We start from the raw sequence: 23,574 nt of genomic DNA on the forward strand, positions 1-23,574 counted from the left end.
GCTTTGCAAGACCTGTGCCAGCTCCTTGCAGGGGGAAAAGCGCGTCAATGGGCCCTGCCGAGGGCCGATTTCGCCATCTCGCGGTGCACCGCGCCCAACTATGGTGCACCGCAATAGCGCACGCGGCTCAGGCACTGGCCGCTTGCAGGGCGGCCTTCACCATGTCGTCGATTTCCGTCGTGATATTCGAGAGCACGCCGGCCACCACGGCAAATTCGCGCCCGGCGTGGCCTGCCCGTGCCGCCACCACGCGTGCATTGAAGGTGACCATTTTTGCCTGCCGGGCAATTGTTTCGATATCGGTAATCACGCCGCGCAGTTGTTTCTTCATCAGCACCGCATGCTGCTTGGACTGCTCTTCATAGATAGCGGTAATCTGGTTCAGGACCGCCAGCACGGGCGTGGCCGTTTCCACCAGTTGCTCCAGCGCCGGACCGACGCGTCCCCGGTCGAGCGCGCGCTGGGCCAGGTCGATGAACTCCTTGATCTGGCGTGCGCCATCGGGCTTGCCGTAGTAGGCTTCCTGCAGCTCGGGGCAGAAAATGCCGGGCAGCGTGTCGCTGCCGTTCAGGAGAACGTGGTGCGCTTCGCGGAACAGGTTCAGCGCATCCTGCGCCGTTGCGGCGGCGCCAGGCTGGCCCTGGGCCGCCAGCACGGCATACAGCACCAGCCTTTGGGAGGTAAAGCGGCGACGGCCGGACAGGTTGATCAAAGCGCCGAATACTTCGCCCGACAGGGGCTTGGCCGGTTCCTGCATGGATTCTCCTTCGCTACATGTGGATGTCGAAGGAGCCGGCGTAGCGCTCGGGGTCCTTGCCATCCCAGGTGGTCCCGTCGATGAACACCGAGCTGCGCAAGGTGCTGGCGGGGATCGGAGTCTCCGTTATTTCCGCCGCCTCTTTATACAGGGCGGTCTGATGGACCTTGAGGGCCACGCCGAGGTAGTCGGGCGAGGCCTTGAGCAAGCCCCAGCGCTTTTGCTGGGTCATGAACCACATGCCGTCCGACAGGTAAGGGAAATTGGCCGCGCCTTCCTGGTGGAAGCGCATGCTGTGCGCATCTTCCCAGCTGCGTCCCATGCCGTCTTCATAATGGCCGAGGATGCGCTGCCAGATCACGTCCTTGCCGGTATTGACGTACTGGATGGCGGAAATGATCTCGGCCATCGCCATGCGGTTGGCGGAATTGGCGTCGATCCAGCGGCTGGCCTCCAGCACGGCGGCAACCAGGGCACGCGCGGTATTGGGGTGGCGGCGCACAAAATCGGCGGTAGTAGCCAGTACTTTTTCCGGATGGTCGGGCCAGATCTGCTGGCTGGTGGCGATGGTGACGCCCACGCCGTCCATCACGGCGCGGTGGTTCCACGGTTCGCCGGCGCAGAAGCCGTCCATATGCCCTGCCGCCAGGTTGGTCGCCATCTGCGATGGCGGCACCGTGATCACGCGCGCTTCCCGCAAAGGATGCACGCCATGCGCCGCCAGCCAGTAGTACAGCCACATGGCGTGGGTGCCGGTCGGGAAGGTCTGGGCCCAGCGCAGCTCACGCTCGTGCGACAGGGCGGCAACGGCGGCGCCGTCGCGCACGCCCTCCTCCGCCAGGCGGCGCGACAGGGTAATGGCCTGGCCGTTGCGATTCAAATTCATCAAGATTGCCATGTCGCGCCGCACCGAGCCCACGCCGAGGTGAGTTGCATAGACAAGCCCGTACAGCGCATGGGCGGCATCGAGTTCGCCGCTCAGCAGCTTGTCGCGCACGCCGGCCCACGACGTTTCCTTGCTCAATACGATGCGGATGCCGTGCTTGCGGTCCAGCCCAAGCACGGACGCCATCACCAGCGACGCGCAATCGGTCAGCGGGTTGAAGCCAATCCTGACGATGTCTTTTTCAATCTGCATACTTCACTCCTGCCGGGAATGCACCATCACGGTGCATCAGCCAAGCAAATCCTCCGCGTCCAGGATGCGCTGCGCCAGTTCGGCGAGCTTCAGGTTCTTGTTCATGGCCATGCTACGCAGCTTCTGGAAAGCCTGGTCTTCGGTCAGGCCCTGGCGCGCCATCAGGATGCCCTTGGCGCGGTCGAGAAGCTTGCGCTCGGCCAGCTTGAGACGGGTGCCTTCCAGCTCGTCCAGCAGCTTCTGTTCGCGCTTGAAGCGCACCAGCGCCACGTCCAGCACGGGCTTGATGCGCTCGGGCTGCAAACCCGCCACCACATAGGCGGAAACCCCCGCCGCCATTGCCGCTTCCATGGAATCGGCCTTGTCGTCTTCGGTGAACATGACGATGGGGCGGCGCTCGTCGCGGGTGGCGATGACGATGTGCTCAAGCACGTCGCGCGCATCCGATTCGGCGTCGACGATGATCATGTCGGGCTGCAGGCGGGCGATGTGTTCGGGCAGGTGGAAATCGGCCGGCAGCGAGGCGATAAGGTCGTACCCCGCCTCCGCCAGCCCGGCCTGCAGGGCGTGCGCGCGTGCCTCACTTTCGTGCGGCGGGTGAATCAAAACGATGCGTAACGGGCGGCTCATGCTACTAATCGAGCAAGAACCGGGCCAGCTTTCGAGTTACTATTCGCATATGAACAAAACAATCTCCCCCTTGCACCTGGCGCTGGGCGCCATTGTTCTTTTGGTATTGGCCTGGTCGGGCATCGGTCCTTATGACCGTGCGACCTGGTGGATGGAAGTGGCGCCGGCGCTGGTGGCCTTGCCGCTGATGGCAGCGACTTACCGCAGCTACCGCCTGACGGACCTGCTGTATGTGCTGATTGCGGTGCATTGCGTGATCCTGATGGTGGGCGGCGCCTACACCTATGCGCGGGTGCCGTTCGGCTTCGACCTGCAGCACTGGTTCGGGCTGTCGCGCAACCCTTACGACAAGATCGGGCATTTTGCGCAGGGCTTCGTACCGGTCATGGTGGCGCGCGAAATCCTGCTGCGCGGCCGCCACCTCCCGGCCGGGAAGATGCTGGCCTTTATCGTGCTCTCCATCGTGCTGGCGATCAGCGCGACCTATGAGCTGATCGAATGGGGCGCTGCCGTGGCGCTGGGCCAGGGCGCGGACGAATTCCTCGGCACCCAGGGCGACCCGTGGGATACGCAGTCGGACATGTTCATGGCCCTGATCGGGGGCATCGCCGCCCTGCTGACGCTGACCCGCCTGCACGACCGCCAACTGGCTGGCCGCTAAGATGCTTGGCTCGATCATCCCGGTCTTCCTGCTGATCATGCTGGGAGTGGCGATCCGCCAGTCCCGCTGGATGCCGGACGATTTCTTTCCCTCGGTCGAGAAGTTCTCGTATTTCATCGCCTTCCCTGCCCTGCTGTTCACCGGTATAGCGCGGCTCGACTTCCACGGCCGCATGGTGGAGGAACTGGCGCTGGCGACGCTGCTGCCGACCTTTATCGTGGTCGGCATCGCCCTGCTGGTGCTGCTGTTCTGGCGCGGGTTGCCCGACCCAAGCCGCTCCTCCGTAGTGCAGGGCGCGATGCGGCCGAACAGCTACTTCGGGATTGCGGTCTCCGCCCTGTTCTTCCAGCCGCAGACAGCTGCGCTGGTGATGCTGGCGCTGGCCTTATGCCTGCCGGTGGTGAACGTGGTCTCGATCCTGGCCCTGTCATGGTGGAGCGGCAGCAAGGCGGACCTGGGCAAAGTGGCGAAGACGCTGGCGACCAATCCCATCATCCTGGCGACACTTGCGGGGATGGTTTTCAGCCTTGGCGGGCTGGCCCTGCCGGCGCCGTTGATGAACACACTGGATATCCTCGGCAAGTCGGCGCTCGCGCTTGGCCTGATCAGCGTCGGGAGCGGCCTGGTGTTTTCCATGGAAGGCCTGCGGCCCGCGGCGCTGGCCTTTACTTCCGTTCTCAAGCTGCTGGTGCTGCCCTTTGTGGCATCGCGCGTGTGCCTGGCGTTCGGCGTGTCCGAACCCGTATCGCTGGCGGCCTGCTTCTACTGCGCGCTGCCGACCGCCCCTAACGCGTACATCATGGCGCGGCAACTTGGCGGCGATGCGCGGCTGATGGCGTCCCTGATTACGCTGCAAACGCTGCTGGCGGCAGCCACGATTCCGCTGAGCCGGATGCTCTCAGCTTAGGTTATAGCAGACGCTTTGCTTCGAGCAGTGCATCGATGATGGCCTGGCGCGCTGCGGCACGGGCTTCGCTGCCGGGGACGCGCAGCGCGTAGGCGGGATGGTAGGTGGCGATGATCCAGCGGCCGCCCCGCTCTACCGGCTGGCCCATATAGTCTTTCAACGCCACGCTGCCGCTTTGCAGGACAGACTTCAGCGCAGTAGCGCCAAGGGCGACGATGATGTCTGGCGCCACGCTTTCCAGTTCGGCTTCGAGCCAGTAGTGGCAAGCAGCGACTTCCTTCTGCGCCGGCGTCTTGTGCATTCGGCGCTTGCCGCGTGGTTCCCATTTGAAGTGTTTGACCGCGTTGGTGATGTAAACCTGGCGGCGGTCGATGCCGGCTGCCTCCAGCGCCTCATCCAGCAGGTCGCCTGCCGGGCCGACGAAGGGTTTGCCGGCCAGGTCTTCCTGGTCACCCGGCTGCTCACCGACCAGCATCAGCTTTGCATGGCGCGCGCCCTGCCCGCCGACAGGCTGCGTGGCATTGCGCCATAAATCGCAGCGGCGGCACTCATCCAGCGTGGAGGGACGTTGCTCATCCGGCTTGGCTTTCATCCGGCCATTGTACGGCGCACCCGGCAAAGCGGCGCACGATGCAGGGAAGAAAAAAAATGGCACGGGCGGCTGGCGCCCGTGCCACGAATACTAGCCTGGCTGGGAGTGCCCGGCCGGTCAGAGAGACACAGTAAAGTCGTCGATGTCGACGTAGCCACCCTGGGCGCTGGATGCTGCGCTGAACAGGCCCATGCGGGCGCCGACCCAGCGGCCCACGGTGGCGGTGAATGGCATGCCGATTTCCTGGAAGCGCTTTTGGTCCAGGCTGTAGCTGAAAACGGTGCGGCCGCCTTCCGTCACCTGCAGGCGCAGGTAGACACGGCGCGCAGGAACTTCGATGCCCGCCTGCTCTTCGTCGCGGCAGCCGGCCATCGCCTTCAAGCAGGTTTTCAATACAAGGCGGTTGGCGCCGCCGCTGCGCTGCACGCCGATCCAGGCGTAATCGAGGCCGTACATCAGCAAACCGCTGCTGTCGCCGTCGGCCATGCCGGACAGGTCAAGGCTGGCAGTGGCGGTGAAGCGCTCGGCCGGAAGCTTCTGCATCAACAGGGAGGCGCGGTTCCACAGGCTTCCCTGTTGCTGGGCCTGGGCGTCGAACTGGGAGAACAGGCGCAAGTGGCCGGGGCGGGCCTGGAGCGAATACCACTCGCTGCGCCAGTTGGCATTCCATTGCCATTGCAGGCCGAGTTGCGGGCCGTCGAAATTGTCGCTGGTGGCCGGGGCCACGGCATTGAATGCGCCGGCGACCGGCTGGCGATAGTTGCTGACTGGTTGGCCGATGCCTTTGCCATCCTGCTGTTCGCCCATCACCGGCCAACCATCCTGCCAACGCATCGGCTGCAGGTGGACGATGCGGCCATAGGCGCCCTTGTCCTGGAAGTGATAGAACCAGTCGCTGCCATCCGCCGCCTGCACCCATGCCCCCTGGTGCGGGCCGTTGACGGCCGTGCGCCCTTGGGCCAGCACGATCTTCGCTTCATACGGTCCTGCGATGCTGCGCGAGCGGAACACCGATTGCCAGCCCTGCCCAACGCCGCCAGCCGGGGCGAAGACATAGTAGTAGCCCAGGTGCTTGTACAGCTTGGGCCCTTCCAGCGTGTGGTAGCCGGTGAACTTGCTGCCGTCGATGGCGACGCTGCCTTTGTCGTCCAGCAGGCGACTGGCGTCGGGCGCCATGCGGCGCAGCGTCAGCAGGTTGTTGATGCCGGCGCGGCTGCGCGCCCAGGCGTGCATCAGCCATGCGCTGCCGTCGTCGTCCCAGAATGGCGCTGGATCAATGATGCCTTTGCCGGGTAACAGTAGCGTAGGCGCACTCCATGGGCCGCGGAAATCAGGTGCTGTCATCACGTACACGCCCTGGTCCGGGTCGGGATAGAAAATCCAGAACTTGCCATCGTGATGCCGCAACGCCGGTGCCCACACGCCCTTGCCGTGCGCGGGACGCTCGAACTGCGCGGCCGGCACCAGTTGCGGCAGTGCGTGGCCGACCAGCTGCCAATGCACCATGTCGCGCGACTCCAGCAGCGGCAAACCGGGGACGTTGTTGAAACTGGACGCGGTCATGTAGTAAGTGTCGCCGACACGGATCACGTCCGGGTCGGAATAGTCGGCGTGCAGGATCGGGTTGCTGTAGTCCGGCGCCAGGGCCTTCGCCACCGGCTTGGCCGCAGTGGGGGAAATGGTGAAACTGTAGCGCGCCGGCTGCAGTTTGATGCGATAGCGCGCCAGCGGCCAGCCATCCGGACTCCAGCCGGTATCGCCGCCCACGCCTGCCTGCGCAAGGTCCACCAGCAAGCTGCCATCGCCATGCGGCGCGATGTCGGTGTTATGGCGCTCGCCGCGCGGGCGCAGGTAAAGGTCTTCGTAGGGGAAGGCTAACGCGTTCATCGACAGCGGTACCGGGCCCGCTACGCGGATGCCTGCACCGTCGGCATCGGTCAGCGAGAGCCAGCGCACGCCGGTCTTGTTGCCGCTTTCCTGCGGACGCATATAGCCTGCATAGTATTGGTCGGCGACCTTGCCGCTGTAACGGCCAAGAGCGGCGCCGGTCAGGCGGTCGGCGTAGGATTCGCGCGGGCCGCGGCCATACCAGGTTACATTGTCCAGCGCTGCGCTATGGTTGAAACGCATGCCGATGCGCATTGGTTCCGGCAGGTCGTCGCGCAGCGGTGTAAAGGCAGCTTCCACCTGCAGCTTGCCGTCCGGCGCCATGCGGTAGGTGCTTTCCCATTCCGCTGCGCCGGCGCCGAAAGCGTATTGCACCTTGACGAAGTCATGGCCCGCTTCGATCGCGCGAACCTGGCGCTGCTCTGTGAAATGCTGCCATATCTTCTGGCGCTGTTCGGCACCCGTGCCTTCGTCATTGTCGGTCGCGCCGCGCCAGAAGTTCGGCATGCCGCCATTCAGTAGCAGCTGTCCGTTGGCACTGTAGTTTACCAGGCCGGTACTGGTGTCGATCTCCAGCTTTGCATTGGCGGCAGCCAGGGTAATCGAACCGGCGCTGCGCTGCGGAGCGATAAACTTGCCGGATGGCGCCTTGGCGGCCGGCGCGGAGGCAACGATGAACTGGCTCCAGCCGAGGATTGTTCCTGCCTCGACACCCGGGACCGCACCTTCCCTCACCTTTGCGCGCAGGGTCAGGACCAGCTCTCCTCCTTGCGGCGCGGCCGATGGCAGCTTGAAGGCGAAGCTGCGGGTAGCGCCGGCGGGCGCATTCACACCTTCCAGCTTGCCTGTGGCGATCTGCTCGCCGTCGCGCGCCAACATCCAGTCGAAGTCGAAGCCGGACAGGTCGCGAAAGTCGTAGCGGTTCACTACCGACAGCTTGCCGCTGCGCGGGTCGCCTTCGAAGACGACGGGCGAATACACTTTCTGCAGTTCGTAGTATTCGGGCTGCGGCGCGCGGTCGGCCGTGACCACGCCGTCGCCTACCACGCTGTTGTCGCCGCGTTCAGGATTGAGGTCGAAGCCGGAGGCCCAGTATTCGCGGCCTTGCGCATCCTTGGCGCGCACGCCCTGGTCGACCCAGTCCCACACGAAGCCGCCCTGCAGCTTGCGGTACGAGCGGATCACCTTCCAGTAGTCTTCCAGGTTGCCGAGCGAGTTGCCCATGGCGTGGGCATATTCGCATTGGATCATCGGCTGCAGGTAGCGTGGATCGCGCGCATAGCCGGCTATCTTGTCGATATCGTCGTACATCGGCGCGTAGATGTCGACGTAGGCGTTCGGCAGGTGCTCCTCGCCAAGGGTGCCGTGGCCCAGGTAGCTTATCAGGCGGCTCGGATCGCGCTGGCGGATCCATGCGGCGGCCTGCTCGAAGTTCATGCCGGTGCCGGCCTCGTTGCCGAGCGACCAGAAGATGATCGATGGATGGTTCTTGTCACGCTCGACCATGCGCGAGACGCGGTCCAGGTGGGCGTCCTTCCAGCTTTCCAGGTAGCCCAGCTGGGTTGCGGCGCGCGTCGCGGGATCGGTTGCGGCGTCACCCTTCTGCATGTATTCATGCGACTCGATATTGGCTTCGTCCATCACGTACATGCCGTATTCGTCGGCCAGTTCGTACCAGCGCGGGTCGTTCGGGTAATGCGAGGTGCGCACGGCGTTGATGTTGGCGCGCTTCATCAGCTCCATGTCGCGCCTCATCGATTCCAGCGACATTACGCGGTAAGTATCCGGGTCGTGCTCGTGGCGGTTCATGCCCTTGATCATCACGCGCTTGCCGTTCACGCGGACCTCGCTCTGCGCCACTTCGACCGTGCGGAAGCCGATCTTGCGCGAAGTGGCGGACAACAGCTTGCCGCCTGCATCGCGGTATTCCAGCTGCAGGCGGTACAGGTTTGGCGTTTCGGCCGACCAGGCTTTCACGTTGGGCAGCGTGGCGCGCAGCGCAGGAACCTGACCGGCAGTGATCGCGGCGGCCGCGCTCCAGACGCTCCTGGCGCCATCATAAATGGTGGCGACGATGCTGCCGCCGGCAGGCAGGCCCGCCATGGCGGCTTCCAGCGCAAAGATGCCGTCGCGGTAGTGGGCCTTGTCCAGTGCGGCAGTGACCGTGAAATCGCGCAGGCGCGCCTTCGGCTCGGCATAGATGTAGACGCTGCGTTCGATGCCGGACACCCGCCAGAAATCCTGGTCCTCCAGGTAGGAGCCGTCTGCCCAGCGATACAGTTCGATCGCGATGGTGTTGCGGCCGGCGCGCACGAATTTGCCGATGTTGAATTCGGACGGCAGCTTGGAGTCTTCCGAGTAGCCGACTTTTTCGCCGTTGATCCAGATGTAATAAGCCGCACCCGCGGCGCCGATGTGCAGGAATACGTCGCGTTCCTGCCAGCCTGCCGGCACCTCGAAATCGCGCCGGTAGGATCCTACTTCGTTCAGGTCATGCGGAATGAAGGGCTGGTTGGCCGGGAAAGGGTATTTGATATTGGTGAAAATGGGCTTGCCGTAGCCTTGCGCCTGCATCATGCCCGGAACCTGGATGGTCTTCCAGCTGCTGATGTCGTAACCGGGCTTGTAAAAGTCCACCGGGCGCTTGTCGGTTCCCTGCGTGTAGGCGAACGACCAGGTGCCGTCCAGCGAACGGTAATACTGCGATGCCGCCATATCGCCCGCCACTGCCTTTTCCACGCTCTCGAAATTGAAGAACGTCGCCTTCATCGGCTCGCGATTGAGCGCAACTACTCCTGGCTGTTCCCATTCCGGGGTGGCCGCTGCGCAGCCGAATGCGGCTGCCATGGCAAGGGCGGCGAAGATATAACGAATACTCACTGCATGCTTCCTTTAAAAAACGCCGGACCACGCCATTCAGGGCGAAGTCCGGCATCAAGGTGCTGGGATGGCACCGGAGAAAACAAAGCTTAGCCGCCGAACTTGTAGCTCAGGCCAAGGCTGAAGGTGCGGCCGTTGTAGAAGTGCTGGTACTCGATCGGCACCTGGGTCGAACCTGGCTCGCCAAGGGCGCGGTTAGCCGCCTTGTTGAGGATGTTCGAGGCGTTGAAGCGCAACGTCAGGCTTGGCGCAACCTGGTAGCTGATCGAACCATCCAGCAATCCGTAGGACTTGATGTAGCGGGCCCAGATCGGGAACGGGTCGACGTTGAACAGCACCGACGGCGAGCGCCAGGTATAGACCAGGCGGGCCGACAACTTGTCGTCCTCATACATGCCGGACACGCTGACATTGTTCTTGGAGACGAACGGCTGCATGGTTTCGACGATCTTTGGCGCGGCGGCGCTGCCGAAGTTGACCGGGTTGGAGGTCTTGACGTAGCTGTAGGAACCGGACACGCCGAAGTTGTTCAGGAAGCCGTAGCTGGAATCGAAGAAGTACTGGCCCGCCACTTCCAAGCCGCGTGCATAGCCTTTTTCGGAGTTGACCTTCTTGGTCACCAGGTACTGCCCGTCCGAGCAGCCATTCGCGATGGCGCCGGAATAAGCCGGGGCGTTGCTCAGGGTTTCGCAGGAATTGATCCCGTTCGGGAAGTCCTTGATCTCCTTGTCGAACAGGGCAAGCGAGGCGTAGTTGGTCTTGTTGAAGTAATGTTCGAGCGAGATGTCGAAGCTGTCGGCCACCAGTGGCTTCAGTTGCGTATTGCCGATGCTGCCGGTACCGGTGGTGGTGTTGACGCTGATCACAGGATTCAGGTCGCCCAGCCCCGGACGGGTCATGCCGCGGCCTGCGCCGAGGCGCAGCAGGGTGTCCTGCGCCAGGTCGTAGGTCATGTTAAAGGTCGGCAGCACATTGTTGTAGGTGGAATTCTTCACGACGTCCACCAGTTGGCCGGTGCGGGTATCGGTGGCGCGGGCCGTTGCCGTGGTGTTGGTGCGCACCAGACGCACACCGACGTTACCCTTGATGCGGTCGTTGAACGCGGTGAAGTCGCCAACCAGGTAGGCCGCCGAGTCGTGCTCGCCGAAGATGCTGCGCGCACCCTGGTTTTCAACATAGGAATCCTGCGGCAGGATGCCGGCGTTCGGGAATGCCGTGCGCACCTGGTCGCCCAGCAGGGCGTCCGGGGTGTAGACCAGGTAACCGCCGCTGTAGCCGGCTTGGCCGTTCATGAAGTTGGTCGGCGCCTGCTCCAGGTTGCCGGCCAGGGTGCTGGCCGACAGCGCATTGGAACGAGTGGCGTTGACGTCCTTGCCGTCAGTGGTCAGGAACTTGCTGAAGCCGTAGTTCTGGAAGAAGTCGTGCTGGTAGGCGTGGCGCGCACCGAAGCGCAGCTTGTTGAACATGCCGTCCATGGCATAGGAACCGGACAGCGCGACCGCGAAGCCGTTATCCTTGTTGTGGTAGTTCTGGCCGTTGCCGTAATCCTTGAACACGAAGTTCTGCGGATCGCTCAAGCTTGGGCCGGTGAACGTCAACGGATGCGGCGCGCCGTCGGCGACGCGGTTGGTGGTCCATTGCAGGCCGGCCGCAGAGTCCAGTCGAATCGAGCGGTTGTCGCTCTTCTTGTCGGACCTGATGTAGTTGGCGTCGGCCTTCAGCGACAGGCGCGAGGTCGGACTCCACTCGACGCCGATGGCGCCGATCATGGTTTCCCACGGCGTGTGCTCGTCGCCGCCGATGGTGGTCATGGTCGAATTGAGGAAACTGCCGCTCAGCAGGCGCTTGTTGACGATGGTGTCGTTGCTGCCGCCGTTGCTGTTGCGGTTAGCCAGGTTCTCGTCGTAGTTGAACGGGGTGGTCTGCAGGTTCTGCACGTTCGCGCCGTCGTTCGAGTTCAGGCCGCGGTAGTTCTGGTGGTACAGGAAGGAGTAATAATTCGCCTCGGTGTAGAAACGCAGGGTGTTGCTGACGCGGTAGTCCGCCGCCAGGTTCAGGCCTTTGCGCTCGCGCATGATGGTTTCCTGGAACACGTTGGTGTTCACCCACGGAGCGATCATCACACTGTCTTGCTGGGCGGCGGTCAGGCCCGCCAGGTTCGGCGTCTGGGCGCTGGTGGTCGGTACATTGGCCAGGTAGCTGATGTCGTTGCGGCCGACGTAGGCCGACATCGGCTGGTTGGTCGCATTCGCGGTATTGGCAGCCGCCATGGTGGCGTATTCGGCGCTGTCGGCGCGGATGGCGCGCTTCAGGTTCGGGCCGCGGCCGCCGGCCGGGTTGTTGTCATTGCGCGTGGTGCTTTTCTGGTAGGTCGCTGCTGCCAGCACGCCGATGCGGCTGCCGCCGCCCAGGTCGAAGCGGTTGGCGATCAGGCCGAAGAGTTCCGGATCGGCTTTCTTGGCCAGCGAGTTTTCGCGGTAATTCACGCCCAGCGATACGGTCAGGTTCTTGAAGTCGCTCGGGTTGCGGGTACGCACGTTCACCAGGCCGCCAATGCCGCCTTCGATGTGCTCCGCCGAAGGGTTCTTGTATACGTCGATGCCGGCCACCATCGCAGGGACCGCAGCTTCGACGTTGTATTCGCGGCTGCCGGCGCTGAAGTACGAGCGGCCGTTGGTCTGGAACGCGGTGTAGCCCAGGCCGCGGATGGTCACGCCGGAGCCGAAGCCGCCGAATGGGGCCGAAGCTTCGCCGCCAAAGCGGTAAGCCTGCACGCCGGGAATGCGGGTCAGCGTTTCGCCCACGTTCGGGTCGGGCAGCTTGCCGATATCGTCGGCAGTGATCGAGTCGACCACTTCCATCGTATCGCGCTTGATTGCCACGGAACTGCGGGCGCTGGCACGGATGCCGGTCACCACCACGGTGTTCTCATCGGACGCCTTTTCCTGCGCCATGGCTTGCGGCGCGAAGGCTTGCATCACTGCCAGCGCAACGCCGGACAGCTTGAGGGACATCTTGATCTGCTGCTGATTCATTCTCCATCTCCTCCAGGTATATATTTTTGTAATACTGATTTCGAAGACTGTCAGCGGAAGGTCACTCCGCTGGCGTGTGGGCCAATATCCAGCAAGTTGGGAGCGGCGCCGGTAAGACGCTTGCCGGCTACCGTCACGTTGTCGATGACGATGTTGCGCACCTGGCGGCCGGGATCGTAGCCGTAGATGACGGACGCGCTGGGCGAGCCCTTGCCGGTGTAACTGATATTGCGAAGCGTGACGTTTTCGATGCCACGCCCGGGACTGGTGTTGTACTTGGGTGTATAGGCAATGTGCAGGTTGAACAGCTTGCCTTCTTCGATGCGGTCGACGCGGATGTCCTCGAACACCACGTCGCGCACCAGGTTGTCGTCGCCGGCCATGATGCCGATGGCGCCTTCGTACTCGGGTTCATCCTCGTCGTGCTCGAGGATATCGATATTGCTGAAGCGGATGCGCTCCAGGACTTCGGGTTCGGGATGGGCAGGCGTCGGCGTATTGCCGTGGATGCCGATCATCACGGCGTGGGCCACGTCGGCCCACAGGGTGGAATCGGTCACCGTCACGTCGCGTGTATTGCCCCAGATGTCCCAGCGGTGGTTATACAGCGTGATGCAGTCGTCCGAAGTGCGGATGAAGCTGTCGGAGATGCGCACCCGTTCGCAGGCGAAGTGTCCCAGGCCATCGGACCATTGGCCGGCGCCGATGCTGCGGATGCTTTTTTCCTCGATGTCCTGCGAGGTGATGCAGCGCATGGTGCCGTGCGGCTGGTTGATGAAGATCGGGCCGTCGATGCTGACGTTTTTCGAGTTACGGATGGCGACCATGTCGACGCCGTCGAATACGCCATCGCTGATCACTTTTACGTTTTCCACGCCATCGATGAGCAGGGGGCTTTTCAGGAAGGCGGAGCCGTCGATATAGACCGTGCTGTTGGAACGCAGGCGAAACTCGCCGCTGTGGATACCTGGTCCGAAAACTACCACCGGCTGGGTGAAGTCGGGCGTCTTACCCTGGGTGATGCTGTAGCTGTCCAGGGCCGCCTGCTGCGCCGGCATGTCCTTGCGGATGGCATGGGTGAAGACGTGCAGGTTGTGCAGGCGGTCGTCGTCGAATTCCACGCTGAGGTTTTCCGGCCGCTGCATGGTGAAGTAGGCAATGCCGTCGCGTACCACAGGCTTGATGCCGCGCCCTGCGGGCCGCACGGCCACTTTGGCAAAGTTGCCGTTGTTCTTCTGCACCGCCACTTCCACCGCGCCGTCGAAATTGAAGTAGACCATGGAGGCGTCCTGCTGCTTGTCCAGGTCCACTTTGGCGCGGTATTCATACAGGTCCTGCCACACGCCGCCCGGGGTGCGCACGCGCACCGTGAAATCGTCGTTATGGTGCGAGTAGCGCAGCGGCTGCGGGAAAGGGAACACCTGCAGGCGATCGGCAGCCAGGGCGGCGGCCGGCAACAACAGGGCAAGGCTGGCGCAGGCAAGGCGCCGGGTCAGGTACGTCAACACTTGGTCTCCTCCGATGACTTAGTCATTCTAAGTTTAGTGTTATCGATAACGCGCTTTGACGAATGCAATGGCTGGGTTTTTGGCGCGTTTTTTACATGCTACTGAAAGAAGTAGACCCGGAACAATAAAAAAATGCATCAGAGCTATATGAATCTGGCATAAATCCGCCGCGCCGGAGCGCATATACTTGTTATCGATAACAGAAATGGAGGCGGTTAATGTTCGAAAAGTGCTACCACGCGACCCACCCTGACATGATGGCCGGCGCCAGCAACGAGCAGTTGCGCGAGCGCTACCTGGTCGACGGCTTGTTCCAGCCAGGCCAGCTCCGGCTCAATTACTGCCATCACGAGCGCTTCGTGATCGGCGGGGCGGCGCCGGTGCACAGCGAACTGGCGCTGCCGCGCCAGACCGAACCTGCCGCCGCCGCAGGCCAGCCTTTCCTGGCGCGGCGCGAACTGGGCATCATCAACGTGGCGGACGGCGCCGGCCGCGTCACGGTCGACGGCCAGGTCATTTCGCTGGCGCCGCGCGACGGCCTGTATGTGCCGATGGGCGCAGGCGACGTCAGTTTCGCTTCCGACGATCCGGCCAACCCGGCCCGCTTCTACCTGGTGTCGACGCCGGCCCACCAGCGCTTCGAACTCACCAAGATCACCCACGCCCAGGCGGTGCCGCTGGAACGCGGCAGCCCGGAAACTTCGAATGCGCGCACCATTTACCAGTATGTGGTGCCCGGCGTCTGCCAGTCGGCCCAACTACTGCTTGGCCTGACGGTGCTGCAGACCGGCAGCGTGTGGAACACCATGCCGCCCCACCTGCATGAGCGCCGCTCCGAGGTGTACTTCTATTTCGGCCTGCCGCCATCCGAACGCGTGTTTCACTTCATGGGCGAACCGGACAGCGCGCGCCACATCGTGGTGGCCAACGAGGAAGCCGTAGTGTCGCCGCCATGGTCGATCCATATGGGTTCCGGCACCTCGAACTATGCCTTCATCTGGGCCATGGGCGGCGAGAACCTCGACTACACCGACATGCAGGCAGTCGATATCTGCCAATTGAAATAAAGGACGCGCCATGCCTTACCTGTTCAACCTGAGCGGCCAGGTGGCGCTGGTAACCGGCGCCAACACGGGCCTGGGCCAGGCAATTGCCGTGGCGCTGGCGGCCGCCGGCGCCGACATCGTGGCTGCCGGCCGCAGCGCCGCCGACGATACCGCGGCGCGCGTGGCGGCAACCGGCCGCCGCTTCCTGTTCCTGCAGGCAGATTTTGCCGCCGATGGCGCCGCCATGCGGCAGGTGGCCGATGCGGCCTATGCCTGGCAGGGCAGGCTCGACATCCTGGTCAACAATGCCGGCACCATCCAGCGTGCCGACAGCCTGGATGTGAGCGAAGAGGACTGGGACCGCGTGGTCGACACCAACCTCAAGGCGCCCTTCTTCCTGGCGCAGGCGGCGGCGCGCCATATGGCCGGCCAGGGTTCCGGCAAGATCATCAACATCGCCTCCATGCTGTCCTTCCAGGGCGGCTTGCGGGTGCCGGCCTACGCCGCCAGCAAGAGCGCCATCGCCGGCCTGACACGCGCCCTGGCCAACGAATGGGCGGCGTGCGGCATCAACGTCAATGCGCTGGCGCCGGGCTACTTTGAAACCAATAACACCGCGCCGCTGCGCGACGACCCGCAGCGCGCGCCGGCGATCCTGGCGCGCATCCCGGCCGGCCGCTGGGGCCAGCCGGGCGACCTGGCCGGCGCCGCCGTATTCCTGGCCAGCCGCGCCAGCGACTACGTGCACGGCATCGTATTGCCGGTCGATGGCGGATGGCTGGCGCGATGAAGGGCCGCATCGTCTGCTTTGGCGAAATGCTGCTGCGCCTGTCCTCGCCGGCCGGACAACTGCTGCTGCAAACGCCGCAACTCGACACCTGCATAGGCGGGGCGGAAGCCAATGTCGCCGTCTCGCTGGCGCGCTTCGGCCAGCCGGCTGCCATGGCCAGCACCCTGCCGGACAACGCACTTGGCTGGGCCGCGCGCGACCAGTTGCGCATGCACGGCGTGGCGGTGGACGGGCTGCGTTTCGAGCCGGGCCGCATGGGCCTGTATTTCCTCACGCCGGGCGCCGTCATGCGCCCATCCGAAATCGTGTACGACCGCGCCGGCTCCGCTTTTGCGCTGGCCGATCCAGCGGCTTACGACTGGGCGGAGCTGCTTGATGGCGCGGCCTGGCTGCACGTGTCGGGCGTTTCGCCAGCCGTCGGCGAACAGGCGGCGCAAGCCGTGCTGGACGCGATGACGGCGGCGCGCGCATGCGGCGTGCAGGTGTCCTACGACGGCAATTACCGCGCCTCGTTGTGGGCCGCGCGCGGCAGCGACGGCGCCGGCGTGCTGCGCACCCTGCTGGCGCAAGCCGACCTGGCGTTTGCCGGGCCGCGCGACATCGCCCTGCTGCTCGGCGAACCTGGGCTGGCGCAGCAAGGATGCGCCGAGGAAGCCATTGCCGCCTGCTTCGCCGCCTTCCCGCAATTGCAGCGGCTGGCGGCCACGCAAAGGGCGCAGGACAGCGTCGACCAGCATACCCTGTCGGCCACGCTGCACACGCGCCAGGGCGCGCTGCAGGCCGGCAGCTACGCCATGCACGGCATTGTCGACCGCATCGGCGGCGGCGACGCATTTGCCGCAGGCATGCTGCATGGTTTGCACAGCGGCTGGAGCGACAGCGAAGCGCTGGAATTCGCGCTGGCAGCGGCCGTCGCCAAGCACAGCATCGCGGGCGACTTCAACCTGGCCAGCGTGGCGCAGGTGGAGGCCGTGCGCGGCGGGAGGCTGGATGTCCAGCGCTGACCACTTCGTGCGCACCACGCGCGGCCCGTGGCGCCTGTGCTGGGCCCACGGCAGCGCCGAAATCCAGGCCCTGGGCGGCATGCTAGGGCCGCTGCAGTTCCGCCTCGACGATGAACGCGAGCTGGACGTCATGCACGTGGCGCCCTGGTCCGGGCTGACGCGCGCCAGCGCCCTGCCCGGCGTGCTGCGCCGCCTGCGCGGCGAATGGCCCTGCATTCCTTTCGGCCGCGCCGACCAGCCGCCCGCGCTGCCGCCCGGCTGGCGGGTGCAGCCGGCCGACGACAGCTGGCATCATGGCTATGCCGCCAACCACCGCTGGCAATGCCTGCATGCCGATGCCGGCCGGGTACGGCTGGCGCTCGACTTTCCGCCCGGCGCCGCAGTGGCGCGCGTGGAGCGCGAAATCTGCGCCGACCCGCACGCGGCGGCCATCGATATCGGGCTGACGGTATGGGCGCGGCGCCCGGCCCGGCTGCCGCTCGGACTGCACCCCACATTCAGACTGCCGCCGGCGGCGCAGCGCGTACGCGTCATGCTGGGCCGCCACGACGGCATCCACAGCTACCCCGCCCTAGCCAGCGATTCGGTGACGCGGCTGCAGCCCGACACCTGTTCGGCGGACCTGTCGGCGCTGGCCGGCATCGACGGCCCGCTCGACCTGGCGCGATTGCCGGCACACGGCGTGTTTGAAGAATTGCTGCAGGCGCGTGCCGTGCAAAGCGCCAAGGAAGGCGCGCCGCCGTTCGCCCTGCATTACCTCGATTACGATGCCTGCGTCGGCCTGTGGTGGGACACCGCGCAATTGCCCGACCTGATGCTGTGGGTCAGCAACGGCGGGCGCCAGCGTTTTCCCTGGCAGGGCCGCCATCTGGCGCTCGGCGCGGAACCGGTCAACAGCCTGTTCGACCTGGGCCGCGTAGCCAAGGCGCCGCCCGGCCATCCGCTGGCCGACCGCACCGGCATTGCGCTCGATCCCGCCACGCCATGGCACACCCGTTACCGTATCGCCGCCTGGCAGCAGGCGGCCCATCCAGACGCCGACCACCATGCCTTATAAACCCGTGCCGTTCCGTTCGCGCCCAATGCTGCTGGCCCATATCCGCCACACCATGGGCTTCTACCATCCGCGCTGCATCGATCCGAGCGGCGGCTTCTATCATTTCTTCCTCGACGACGGCACGGTGTACGACCGCAGCACGCGCCACCTGGTCAGCAGCACCCGCTTCATCTTCAACTACGCCATGGCCTACCGACACTTCGGCGACCCCGCATACCTGCAGGCGCTGCGCCATGGCCTGGCTTTCCTGCGCGACGTGCAGCGCGATCCGCAGACCGGCGGCTATGCCTGGCAGCTGGAATGGCAGGATGGCCGCAAGCGCATCATCGACAGCGACAACCATTGCTACGGCCTGGCCTTCGTGCTGCTGGCCTATGCCCATGCCAGCATGGCCGGCGTGGCGGAAGCGCGGCCCCATATCGAAGAGACTTTCGCGCTGATGGAGCGCCGCTTCTGGCAGCCGCAGCACGGCCTGTACGCCGACCAGGCCAGCGCCGACTGGTCGGTGCTCGATCCGTATCGCGGCCAGAACGCCAATATGCACGCGTGCGAGGCGCTGCTGGCGGCTTATTCGGCCACCGGCGAACTGCGCTACCTGCACCGCGCCGAAACCGTGGCGCGCAATATCACGCAGCGCCAGGCCGGCCTGGCCGGCGGCTTTATCTGGGAGCACTACCGCGAAGACTGGTCGGTGGACTGGGACTACAACCGCCACGACAAGAGCAATATCTTCCGCCCCTGGGGCTACCAGCCGGGTCACTTTACCGAGTGGGCCAAGCTGTTGTTGCTGCTGGAGCGCGAAGCGCCGCAACTGGCCGGCCCAGGCGACTGGCTGCTGCCGCGCGCCAGGCAATTGTTCCAGGTCGCGCTGGAGCGGGCCTGGGACACGCAGCATGGCGGCATCGTCTACGGTTTCGGCCCGGATGGCGAAATCTGCGACGGCGACAAGTACTTTTGGGTGCAGGCGGAAAGCCTGGCCGCAGCAGCAGTGCTGGGCGCCCGGACCGACGACACCAGCTACTGGGACTGGTACGACAGGATCTGGGACTACAGCTGGCGCCACATGGTCGACCACGAGCACGGCGCGTGGTACCGCTTGCTCAGCCGCGACAACGTCAAGCAAAGCACGGAAAAGAGCCCGGCCGGCAAGACCGATTACCACACCATGGGCGCCTGCTATGAAGTGCTGGGCGCACTGGAGGCGGCGCCATGAGCGCACTGCCCCACTTCGTCGCCGCCGGCGAAGCGCTGACCGACCTGCTGCGCAGCGGCCCTCACGGTTGGACCAGCCAGGTGGGCGGTTCGACCTGGAACGTGGCGCGCGTGGTGGCCCGCCTCGGCATGCCCAGCGCCTTTGCCGGTGCCGTCAGTCGCGACGTATTCGGCGCGGCGCTGGCCACAGCCAGTGAGGCGGCCGGCCTGGATCGCCGCTTCCTGCAGCAGCTGGACCGCTCGCCGCTGCTGGCCGTAGTGCACGAACTGGACCCGCCGCGCTATTTCTTCGTAGGCGACGACAGCGCCGACCTGCATTTCGACGCGGCGCAACTGCCGGCCGGATGGCAGGCCGCTGCACGCTGGGTGCATTTCGGCGGCATCAGCCTGGCGCGCGAACCGCTGGCCGGCAAGCTGGTGGCGCTGGCGGCCGAACTGAAGGCGCAGGGTGTGTCGATCAGCTACGACCCTAATTTCCGCAGCCTGATGGACCAGCGCTACGACGCCACGCTGCGCCGCATGACCACCCTGGCCGACGTGATCAAGGTATCCGACGAAGACCTGCACGGACTGTTCCGCCATAACGACAGCGCGGCCTCGCTGGCTGCCATGCGCACGCTCAATCCCGGCGCCACCATCCTGTACACCCAGGGTGCGCAAGGCGCCACCCTGCTCAAGAAAGACAGTAGCTGGCATGCCAAGCCGCCCGCCGTGACTGTGGCCGACACCGTCGGCGCCGGCGACGCAAGCATCGGGGCCCTGGTCTACAGCCTGCTGCGCCATCCCGAGCGCGATGGCGGCGAACACCTGCGTTTCGCCGTCGCTGCCGGCGCCGCAGCCTGCACCGCGCCAGGCGCCACGCCGCCCGCGCTGGAGCAGGTGGCGGGCCTGCTGGCGGCGACAGCGGTGCAGGAAACCGGCGCCCCGAACCGGCCAACCCAATCTTTTACCCCGGCAGGATGACACCATGAACAGCCAGCAGTCGCATTTCCGCTTCCTGTGCAGCTTTGTCTTCATCTTCTTCTTTGCGCAGGCGATGGCTATCTCGCTTCTGGCCCTGTGGCTGCGCAGCAGCCTGCAATTGAGCGGCACCGAAGCGGGCATCGTCTTTTCCGCCAACTTCATCGCGGCCATGTGCTCGCAGCCGGTGTACGGCTTCGTCTCCGACCGGGTCGGCATGCGCAAGCACGTTCTGTGGCTGGTGGCCGGCCTGGTCACCCTTTGCGGCCTGTTCTTCAGCTTCGTGTACGCCCCGCTGCTGAAGGCAAATATCGTGGCCGGCGCGGTGCTGGGCGGTGCCTACCTGGGCGTAACCTTCATCGCAGGCAGCTATGCGCTGGAATCGTATGTGGACCGCATCGGCCGCCGCCACGGCTTCGAATACAGCCGCGTAAGGCTGTTCGGATCGCTGGGCTTTGCCAGCGCCGCCCTGGTGAGCGGCCGCCTGTTCAATGTCGACCCGGCCATCAACTTCTTCCTGGCCTCGGCCGCCGGCCTGCTGCTGCTTGGCCTGCTCCTGTTCTGGCGCACAGATGCCGCCGCCGGCGCAACGGACGCGCAGGCGCCGGCGCACAAGGTGCATCTGGCGGAAGCGCTGGCCCTGCTGCGCAACGGCCAGTTCTGGCGCTTCATGGTGTTCATCCTCGGTGTCACCAACCTGTACCTGGTATTCGACCAGCAGTTTCCCAGCTATTTCACCAGCCTGTTCGCCGACAAGGAAACCGGCGCCGCCATGTTCGGCTACCTCAATTCGCTGCAGATCTTCATCGAAGCCGGCGGCCTGTTCCTGTCGCCACTGCTGGTCAAGCGCATCGGCGCCAAGCGCGGCCTGCTGCTGGCCGGCGGCATCATGCTGGTGCGCATTGCCGGCTCCGGCCTTGCGGTCGGCCCGCTCAGCATCTCGGCGATGAAGCTGCTGCATTCAGTGGAGCTGCCGATCCTGGTGGTGTCGGTGTTCCGCTATATCGCCTGCCACTTCGACAACCGCCTGGCCTCCACCATCTACATGGTCGGCGTCAGCTTCGGCCATTCGCTCGGCCTGGCGATCCTGTCGCCGATCGCCGGCAAAGGCTACGACCTGCTCGGCTTCCCTGCCACCTACCTGTTGATGGCAGCTTTGGGCCTGGTGTTCCTGCTGCTGTCGGCATGGCTGCTGTCGCCCACTGCGCCGGAAATCGCCACACGCAACAAGCCCCAAGGAGTTACCGCATGACCCAAGCCCTGAACAGCGCGCGCCTGGAAGCGCTGGACGTCGAACGCCTGCCGCCGCACTGGGACGGCAGCATCGACAGCGTGCTGCTGCAGCGCGCCACCGCCCAGGCCCTGCTGTCCATCGACCGCAACCTGCGCCACTTCGGCGACAACTTTCCCGCACCATCGAGCAGCGGCCTGCAATACCCGGCAATCGGCAATATCGAATGGACCAACGGCTTCTGGACAGGCATGCTGTGGCTGGCCTATGAGCTGACCGGCGCACCGCATTACCGCGCCGGCGCCGAACGCCAGGTGCGCAGTTTTCATGCGCGCCAAGCCGGGCGCCAGCACACCAGCCACCACGACCTGGGCTTCCTGTACAGCCTTTCCTGCGTGGCCTCGCATCGCGTGACCGGCGACCCACTGGCAGCGGAAGCGGCGCTGGGTGCGGCACGCCTGCTGCTGGAACGCTACCTGCCGCACGCCGGCATCATCCAGGCCTGGGGCGAGCTGTGCGACCCGGCGCAGCAGGGCCGCATGATCATCGACTGCAACCTGAACCTGCCCTTGCTGTACTGGGCCAGCGAGCATAGCGGCGAGGCGGCGTTCCGCATCGCAGCCGACAGCCATATCGAGGCAGCGGCGCGCCATATCGTGCGGCCGGATGGTTCCACCTTCCACACCTTCTTCTTCGATCCCGCCAGCGGCCGTCCGCTGCAGGGCAATACCCATCAGGGCTTCGCCGACGATTCGTGCTGGGCGCGCGGGCAGGCCTGGGGCATCTCGGGCTTCCCGCTGGTGTACCGCTACAACGGCAATGCGCGCCTGCTGGACCTGGCCAAGGTGCTGGCCAACTACTTCCTGAACCGGTTGCCCGCAGACGGCATCTGCTACTGGGACCTGGTATTCACTTCCGGCAGCGAAGAGCGCGACAGTTCTGCTGCGGCCATCGCTGCCTGCGGCCTGCTGGAGCTGGAGGCGAGCCTGGCGGCCGACGACCCGCTGCGCCCGGCCTACCGGCGCGCCGCCATCGGCATCGTGCAGGAACTGTCGGCCAGCTACCTGGTCCGGGATACGGCGCCGGGCAGCGGCCTGCTGCAGCATGCGGTGTACCACAAGCCGCAAGGCATCGGCGTGGACGAATGCTGCATCTGGGGCGATTACTTCTACCTGGAGGCGCTCACCAGGCTGCAGCGCAACTGGCGGCCTTACTGGTAAGGAGCCGGGCTGCCGGCCGAGGATTCGCGCGTAACGAGGGTGTACGGCAGCAGGCGATGCGGCACGTGGCGCGACTCGCCCGCGCGGCGGCTGCGCACCTGGTCGACCAGCAGGTCGACCGCCAGGCGCGCCATGTCGCCGATCGGCTGGTGGATGGTGGTCAGTTCCGGCCAGACGGTGGTGGCCACCGGCGTATCGTCGAAACCGCACACCGTCAGGTCTTCCGGCACCTGCAGGTGCATGCCGTGGGCCACGGCGATCACGGCGGCCGCCATGTCGTCGTTGCTGGCGAAGATGGCTGTCGGCCGCGGCTCCTGCGCCAGCAGGCTGCGTGCCGCAGTCAAGCCGGAGCGGTAGGTGAACAGGCCCTGCGCCACGCGCTGCGGCGGCACCGCCAGGCCGGCTTCCTCCATTGTGTCCATGAAGGCCTGGTAGCGCAGTTGGGCCGGGGTGTGCTCAGGGTCGCCCTTGATGAAGGCGATGTTCTTGTGGCCCAGCGACAGCAGGTAGCGCGTCATGGTGCGAGCGCCTTCGTAGTCGTCGATGCGCACCGCTGCCACGCCGGTCAGCGGGCGCGCAGTGGCTACTGCCACCGTCGGGATGCCGATTTCATCGAGCTGGCGCAGCGCCTCTTCGGCGTCGCACAGGGGCGGCGGCACCAGGATGCCGTCGGCGCCTTCGGCGATCAGCCTTTCGATAGCCTTGCGCTGGCTGGACAGGCCGTCGCAGCGTTCCAGCAGCAACTGGGCGCCATTCTGGCCGCACTGGTCCATCGCGCCGACCAGCAGGGCGCTCAGGAAGGCGGCGCTGGGATTGCTGTACAGCAGGCCAACGCGCAGCGCACCGATGCGGGCCGCGCGTGCCGCATGGTTCACCTGGTATTTGAGCGAGGCGATGGCGGCCAGCACCTTGTCGCGCGTGGCCTCGCTGACATGGGAATTGCCGTTGATGACGCGCGAAACCGTCATGGCCGACACCCCGGCCGCGCGTGCCACGTCATATACGGTGGCGCCGCCAGTGGCGCGCGCCTGTTTGCTTACATCGTCCATTTTGTCCATG

The 23,574-nt window shown here is 65.1% G+C and carries 18 protein-coding genes; 10 read left to right on the forward strand and 8 right to left on the reverse strand.

What is annotated here, in order from left to right:
* Positions 1-127 precede the first annotated feature (127 nt).
* The 3 genes from ACN9MU_RS29570 to ACN9MU_RS29580 are packed head-to-tail and all read right to left on the reverse strand — an operon-like array spanning position 128 to position 2,525.
* On the reverse strand, positions 128-757 hold the full coding sequence (locus ACN9MU_RS29570; protein ID WP_426343857.1) for a methyl-accepting chemotaxis protein: 630 nt from the start codon (positions 755-757) through the stop codon (positions 128-130).
* Positions 758-770: 13 nt separating this feature from the next.
* Positions 771-1,895, reverse strand: coding sequence for a CmpA/NrtA family ABC transporter substrate-binding protein (locus ACN9MU_RS29575; protein WP_426165479.1), 1,125 nt, complete (start codon positions 1,893-1,895; stop codon positions 771-773).
* Between the two features lie 36 nt (positions 1,896-1,931).
* Entirely contained in the window at positions 1,932-2,525 is a 594-nt protein-coding gene (locus ACN9MU_RS29580; protein ID WP_426319449.1) for an ANTAR domain-containing response regulator, read from the reverse strand.
* A gap of 49 nt (positions 2,526-2,574) precedes the next feature.
* On the opposite strand from ACN9MU_RS29580, the gene ACN9MU_RS29585 reads away from it, so the two are divergent.
* Positions 2,575-3,186: a DUF2238 domain-containing protein gene (locus tag ACN9MU_RS29585; RefSeq protein ID WP_426165483.1), complete on the forward strand. Its 612-nt coding sequence runs from the start codon at positions 2,575-2,577 to the stop codon at positions 3,184-3,186.
* Position 3,187: 1 nt separating this feature from the next.
* On the forward strand, positions 3,188-4,093 hold the full coding sequence (locus ACN9MU_RS29590; RefSeq protein ID WP_426165485.1) for an AEC family transporter: 906 nt from the start codon (positions 3,188-3,190) through the stop codon (positions 4,091-4,093).
* A gap of 1 nt (position 4,094) precedes the next feature.
* On the opposite strand, the gene ACN9MU_RS29595 is transcribed toward ACN9MU_RS29590, so the two are convergent.
* The 4 genes from ACN9MU_RS29595 to ACN9MU_RS29610 form a co-directional block, all read right to left on the reverse strand.
* The gene (locus tag ACN9MU_RS29595) at positions 4,095-4,685 is read right to left on the reverse strand and encodes a UdgX family uracil-DNA binding protein (protein ID WP_426165487.1); all 591 of its coding nucleotides are present in this window, start codon (positions 4,683-4,685) and stop codon (positions 4,095-4,097) included.
* A gap of 117 nt (positions 4,686-4,802) precedes the next feature.
* Entirely contained in the window at positions 4,803-9,452 is a 4,650-nt protein-coding gene (locus tag ACN9MU_RS29600) for a glycoside hydrolase family 2 TIM barrel-domain containing protein (RefSeq protein ID WP_426343858.1), read from the reverse strand.
* Positions 9,453-9,541: 89 nt separating this feature from the next.
* Positions 9,542-12,487, reverse strand: coding sequence for a TonB-dependent receptor (locus ACN9MU_RS29605; RefSeq protein ID WP_426165491.1), 2,946 nt, complete (start codon positions 12,485-12,487; stop codon positions 9,542-9,544).
* Between the two features lie 50 nt (positions 12,488-12,537).
* Positions 12,538-13,995 carry a hypothetical protein gene (locus ACN9MU_RS29610; RefSeq protein WP_426336520.1) on the reverse strand — a complete coding sequence of 486 codons (1,458 nt, stop codon included), beginning with the start codon at positions 13,993-13,995 and terminating at the stop codon, positions 12,538-12,540.
* A gap of 218 nt (positions 13,996-14,213) precedes the next feature.
* On the opposite strand from ACN9MU_RS29610, the gene kduI reads away from it, so the two are divergent.
* The 8 genes from kduI to ACN9MU_RS29650 are packed head-to-tail and all read left to right on the forward strand — an operon-like array spanning position 14,214 to position 22,515.
* Positions 14,214-15,062: a 5-dehydro-4-deoxy-D-glucuronate isomerase gene (gene kduI, locus ACN9MU_RS29615; RefSeq protein ID WP_426336521.1), complete on the forward strand. Its 849-nt coding sequence runs from the start codon at positions 14,214-14,216 to the stop codon at positions 15,060-15,062.
* Between the two features lie 10 nt (positions 15,063-15,072).
* Positions 15,073-15,831 carry a 2-dehydro-3-deoxy-D-gluconate 5-dehydrogenase KduD gene (kduD, locus tag ACN9MU_RS29620; RefSeq protein ID WP_426319455.1) on the forward strand — a complete coding sequence of 253 codons (759 nt, stop codon included), beginning with the start codon at positions 15,073-15,075 and terminating at the stop codon, positions 15,829-15,831.
* Positions 15,816-16,835, forward strand: a complete 1,020-nt coding sequence (locus ACN9MU_RS29625) for a sugar kinase (protein WP_426343859.1) — start codon at positions 15,816-15,818, stop codon at positions 16,833-16,835. Before kduD ends, ACN9MU_RS29625 begins: the two co-directional genes overlap by 16 nt.
* Positions 16,822-17,892, forward strand: a complete 1,071-nt coding sequence (locus ACN9MU_RS29630; protein WP_426165502.1) for a hypothetical protein — start codon at positions 16,822-16,824, stop codon at positions 17,890-17,892. Before ACN9MU_RS29625 ends, ACN9MU_RS29630 begins: the two co-directional genes overlap by 14 nt.
* Entirely contained in the window at positions 17,882-19,105 is a 1,224-nt protein-coding gene (locus ACN9MU_RS29635) for an AGE family epimerase/isomerase (RefSeq protein WP_426165504.1), read from the forward strand. The genes ACN9MU_RS29630 and ACN9MU_RS29635 overlap by 11 nt, the downstream gene beginning before the upstream one ends.
* Positions 19,102-20,067, forward strand: coding sequence for a carbohydrate kinase family protein (locus ACN9MU_RS29640; RefSeq protein ID WP_426165506.1), 966 nt, complete (start codon positions 19,102-19,104; stop codon positions 20,065-20,067). The genes ACN9MU_RS29635 and ACN9MU_RS29640 overlap by 4 nt, the downstream gene beginning before the upstream one ends.
* 4 nt (positions 20,068-20,071) lie before the next feature.
* Entirely contained in the window at positions 20,072-21,316 is a 1,245-nt protein-coding gene (locus ACN9MU_RS29645) for an oligosaccharide MFS transporter (protein WP_426165508.1), read from the forward strand.
* Positions 21,313-22,515, forward strand: coding sequence for a glycoside hydrolase family 88 protein (locus tag ACN9MU_RS29650; protein WP_426165510.1), 1,203 nt, complete (start codon positions 21,313-21,315; stop codon positions 22,513-22,515). The genes ACN9MU_RS29645 and ACN9MU_RS29650 overlap by 4 nt, the downstream gene beginning before the upstream one ends.
* On the opposite strand, the gene ACN9MU_RS29655 is transcribed toward ACN9MU_RS29650, so the two are convergent.
* Positions 22,506-23,573 (reverse strand): LacI family DNA-binding transcriptional regulator, encoded by a 1,068-nt coding sequence (locus tag ACN9MU_RS29655; protein WP_426343860.1) that lies wholly within the window; start codon positions 23,571-23,573, stop codon positions 22,506-22,508. The genes ACN9MU_RS29650 and ACN9MU_RS29655 overlap by 10 nt on opposite strands.
* Position 23,574: the final 1 nt, after the last annotated feature.

The organism is Pseudoduganella sp. R-32 (genome assembly GCF_049913245.1).
GTDB lineage: Bacteria > Pseudomonadota > Gammaproteobacteria > Burkholderiales > Burkholderiaceae_D > Rugamonas.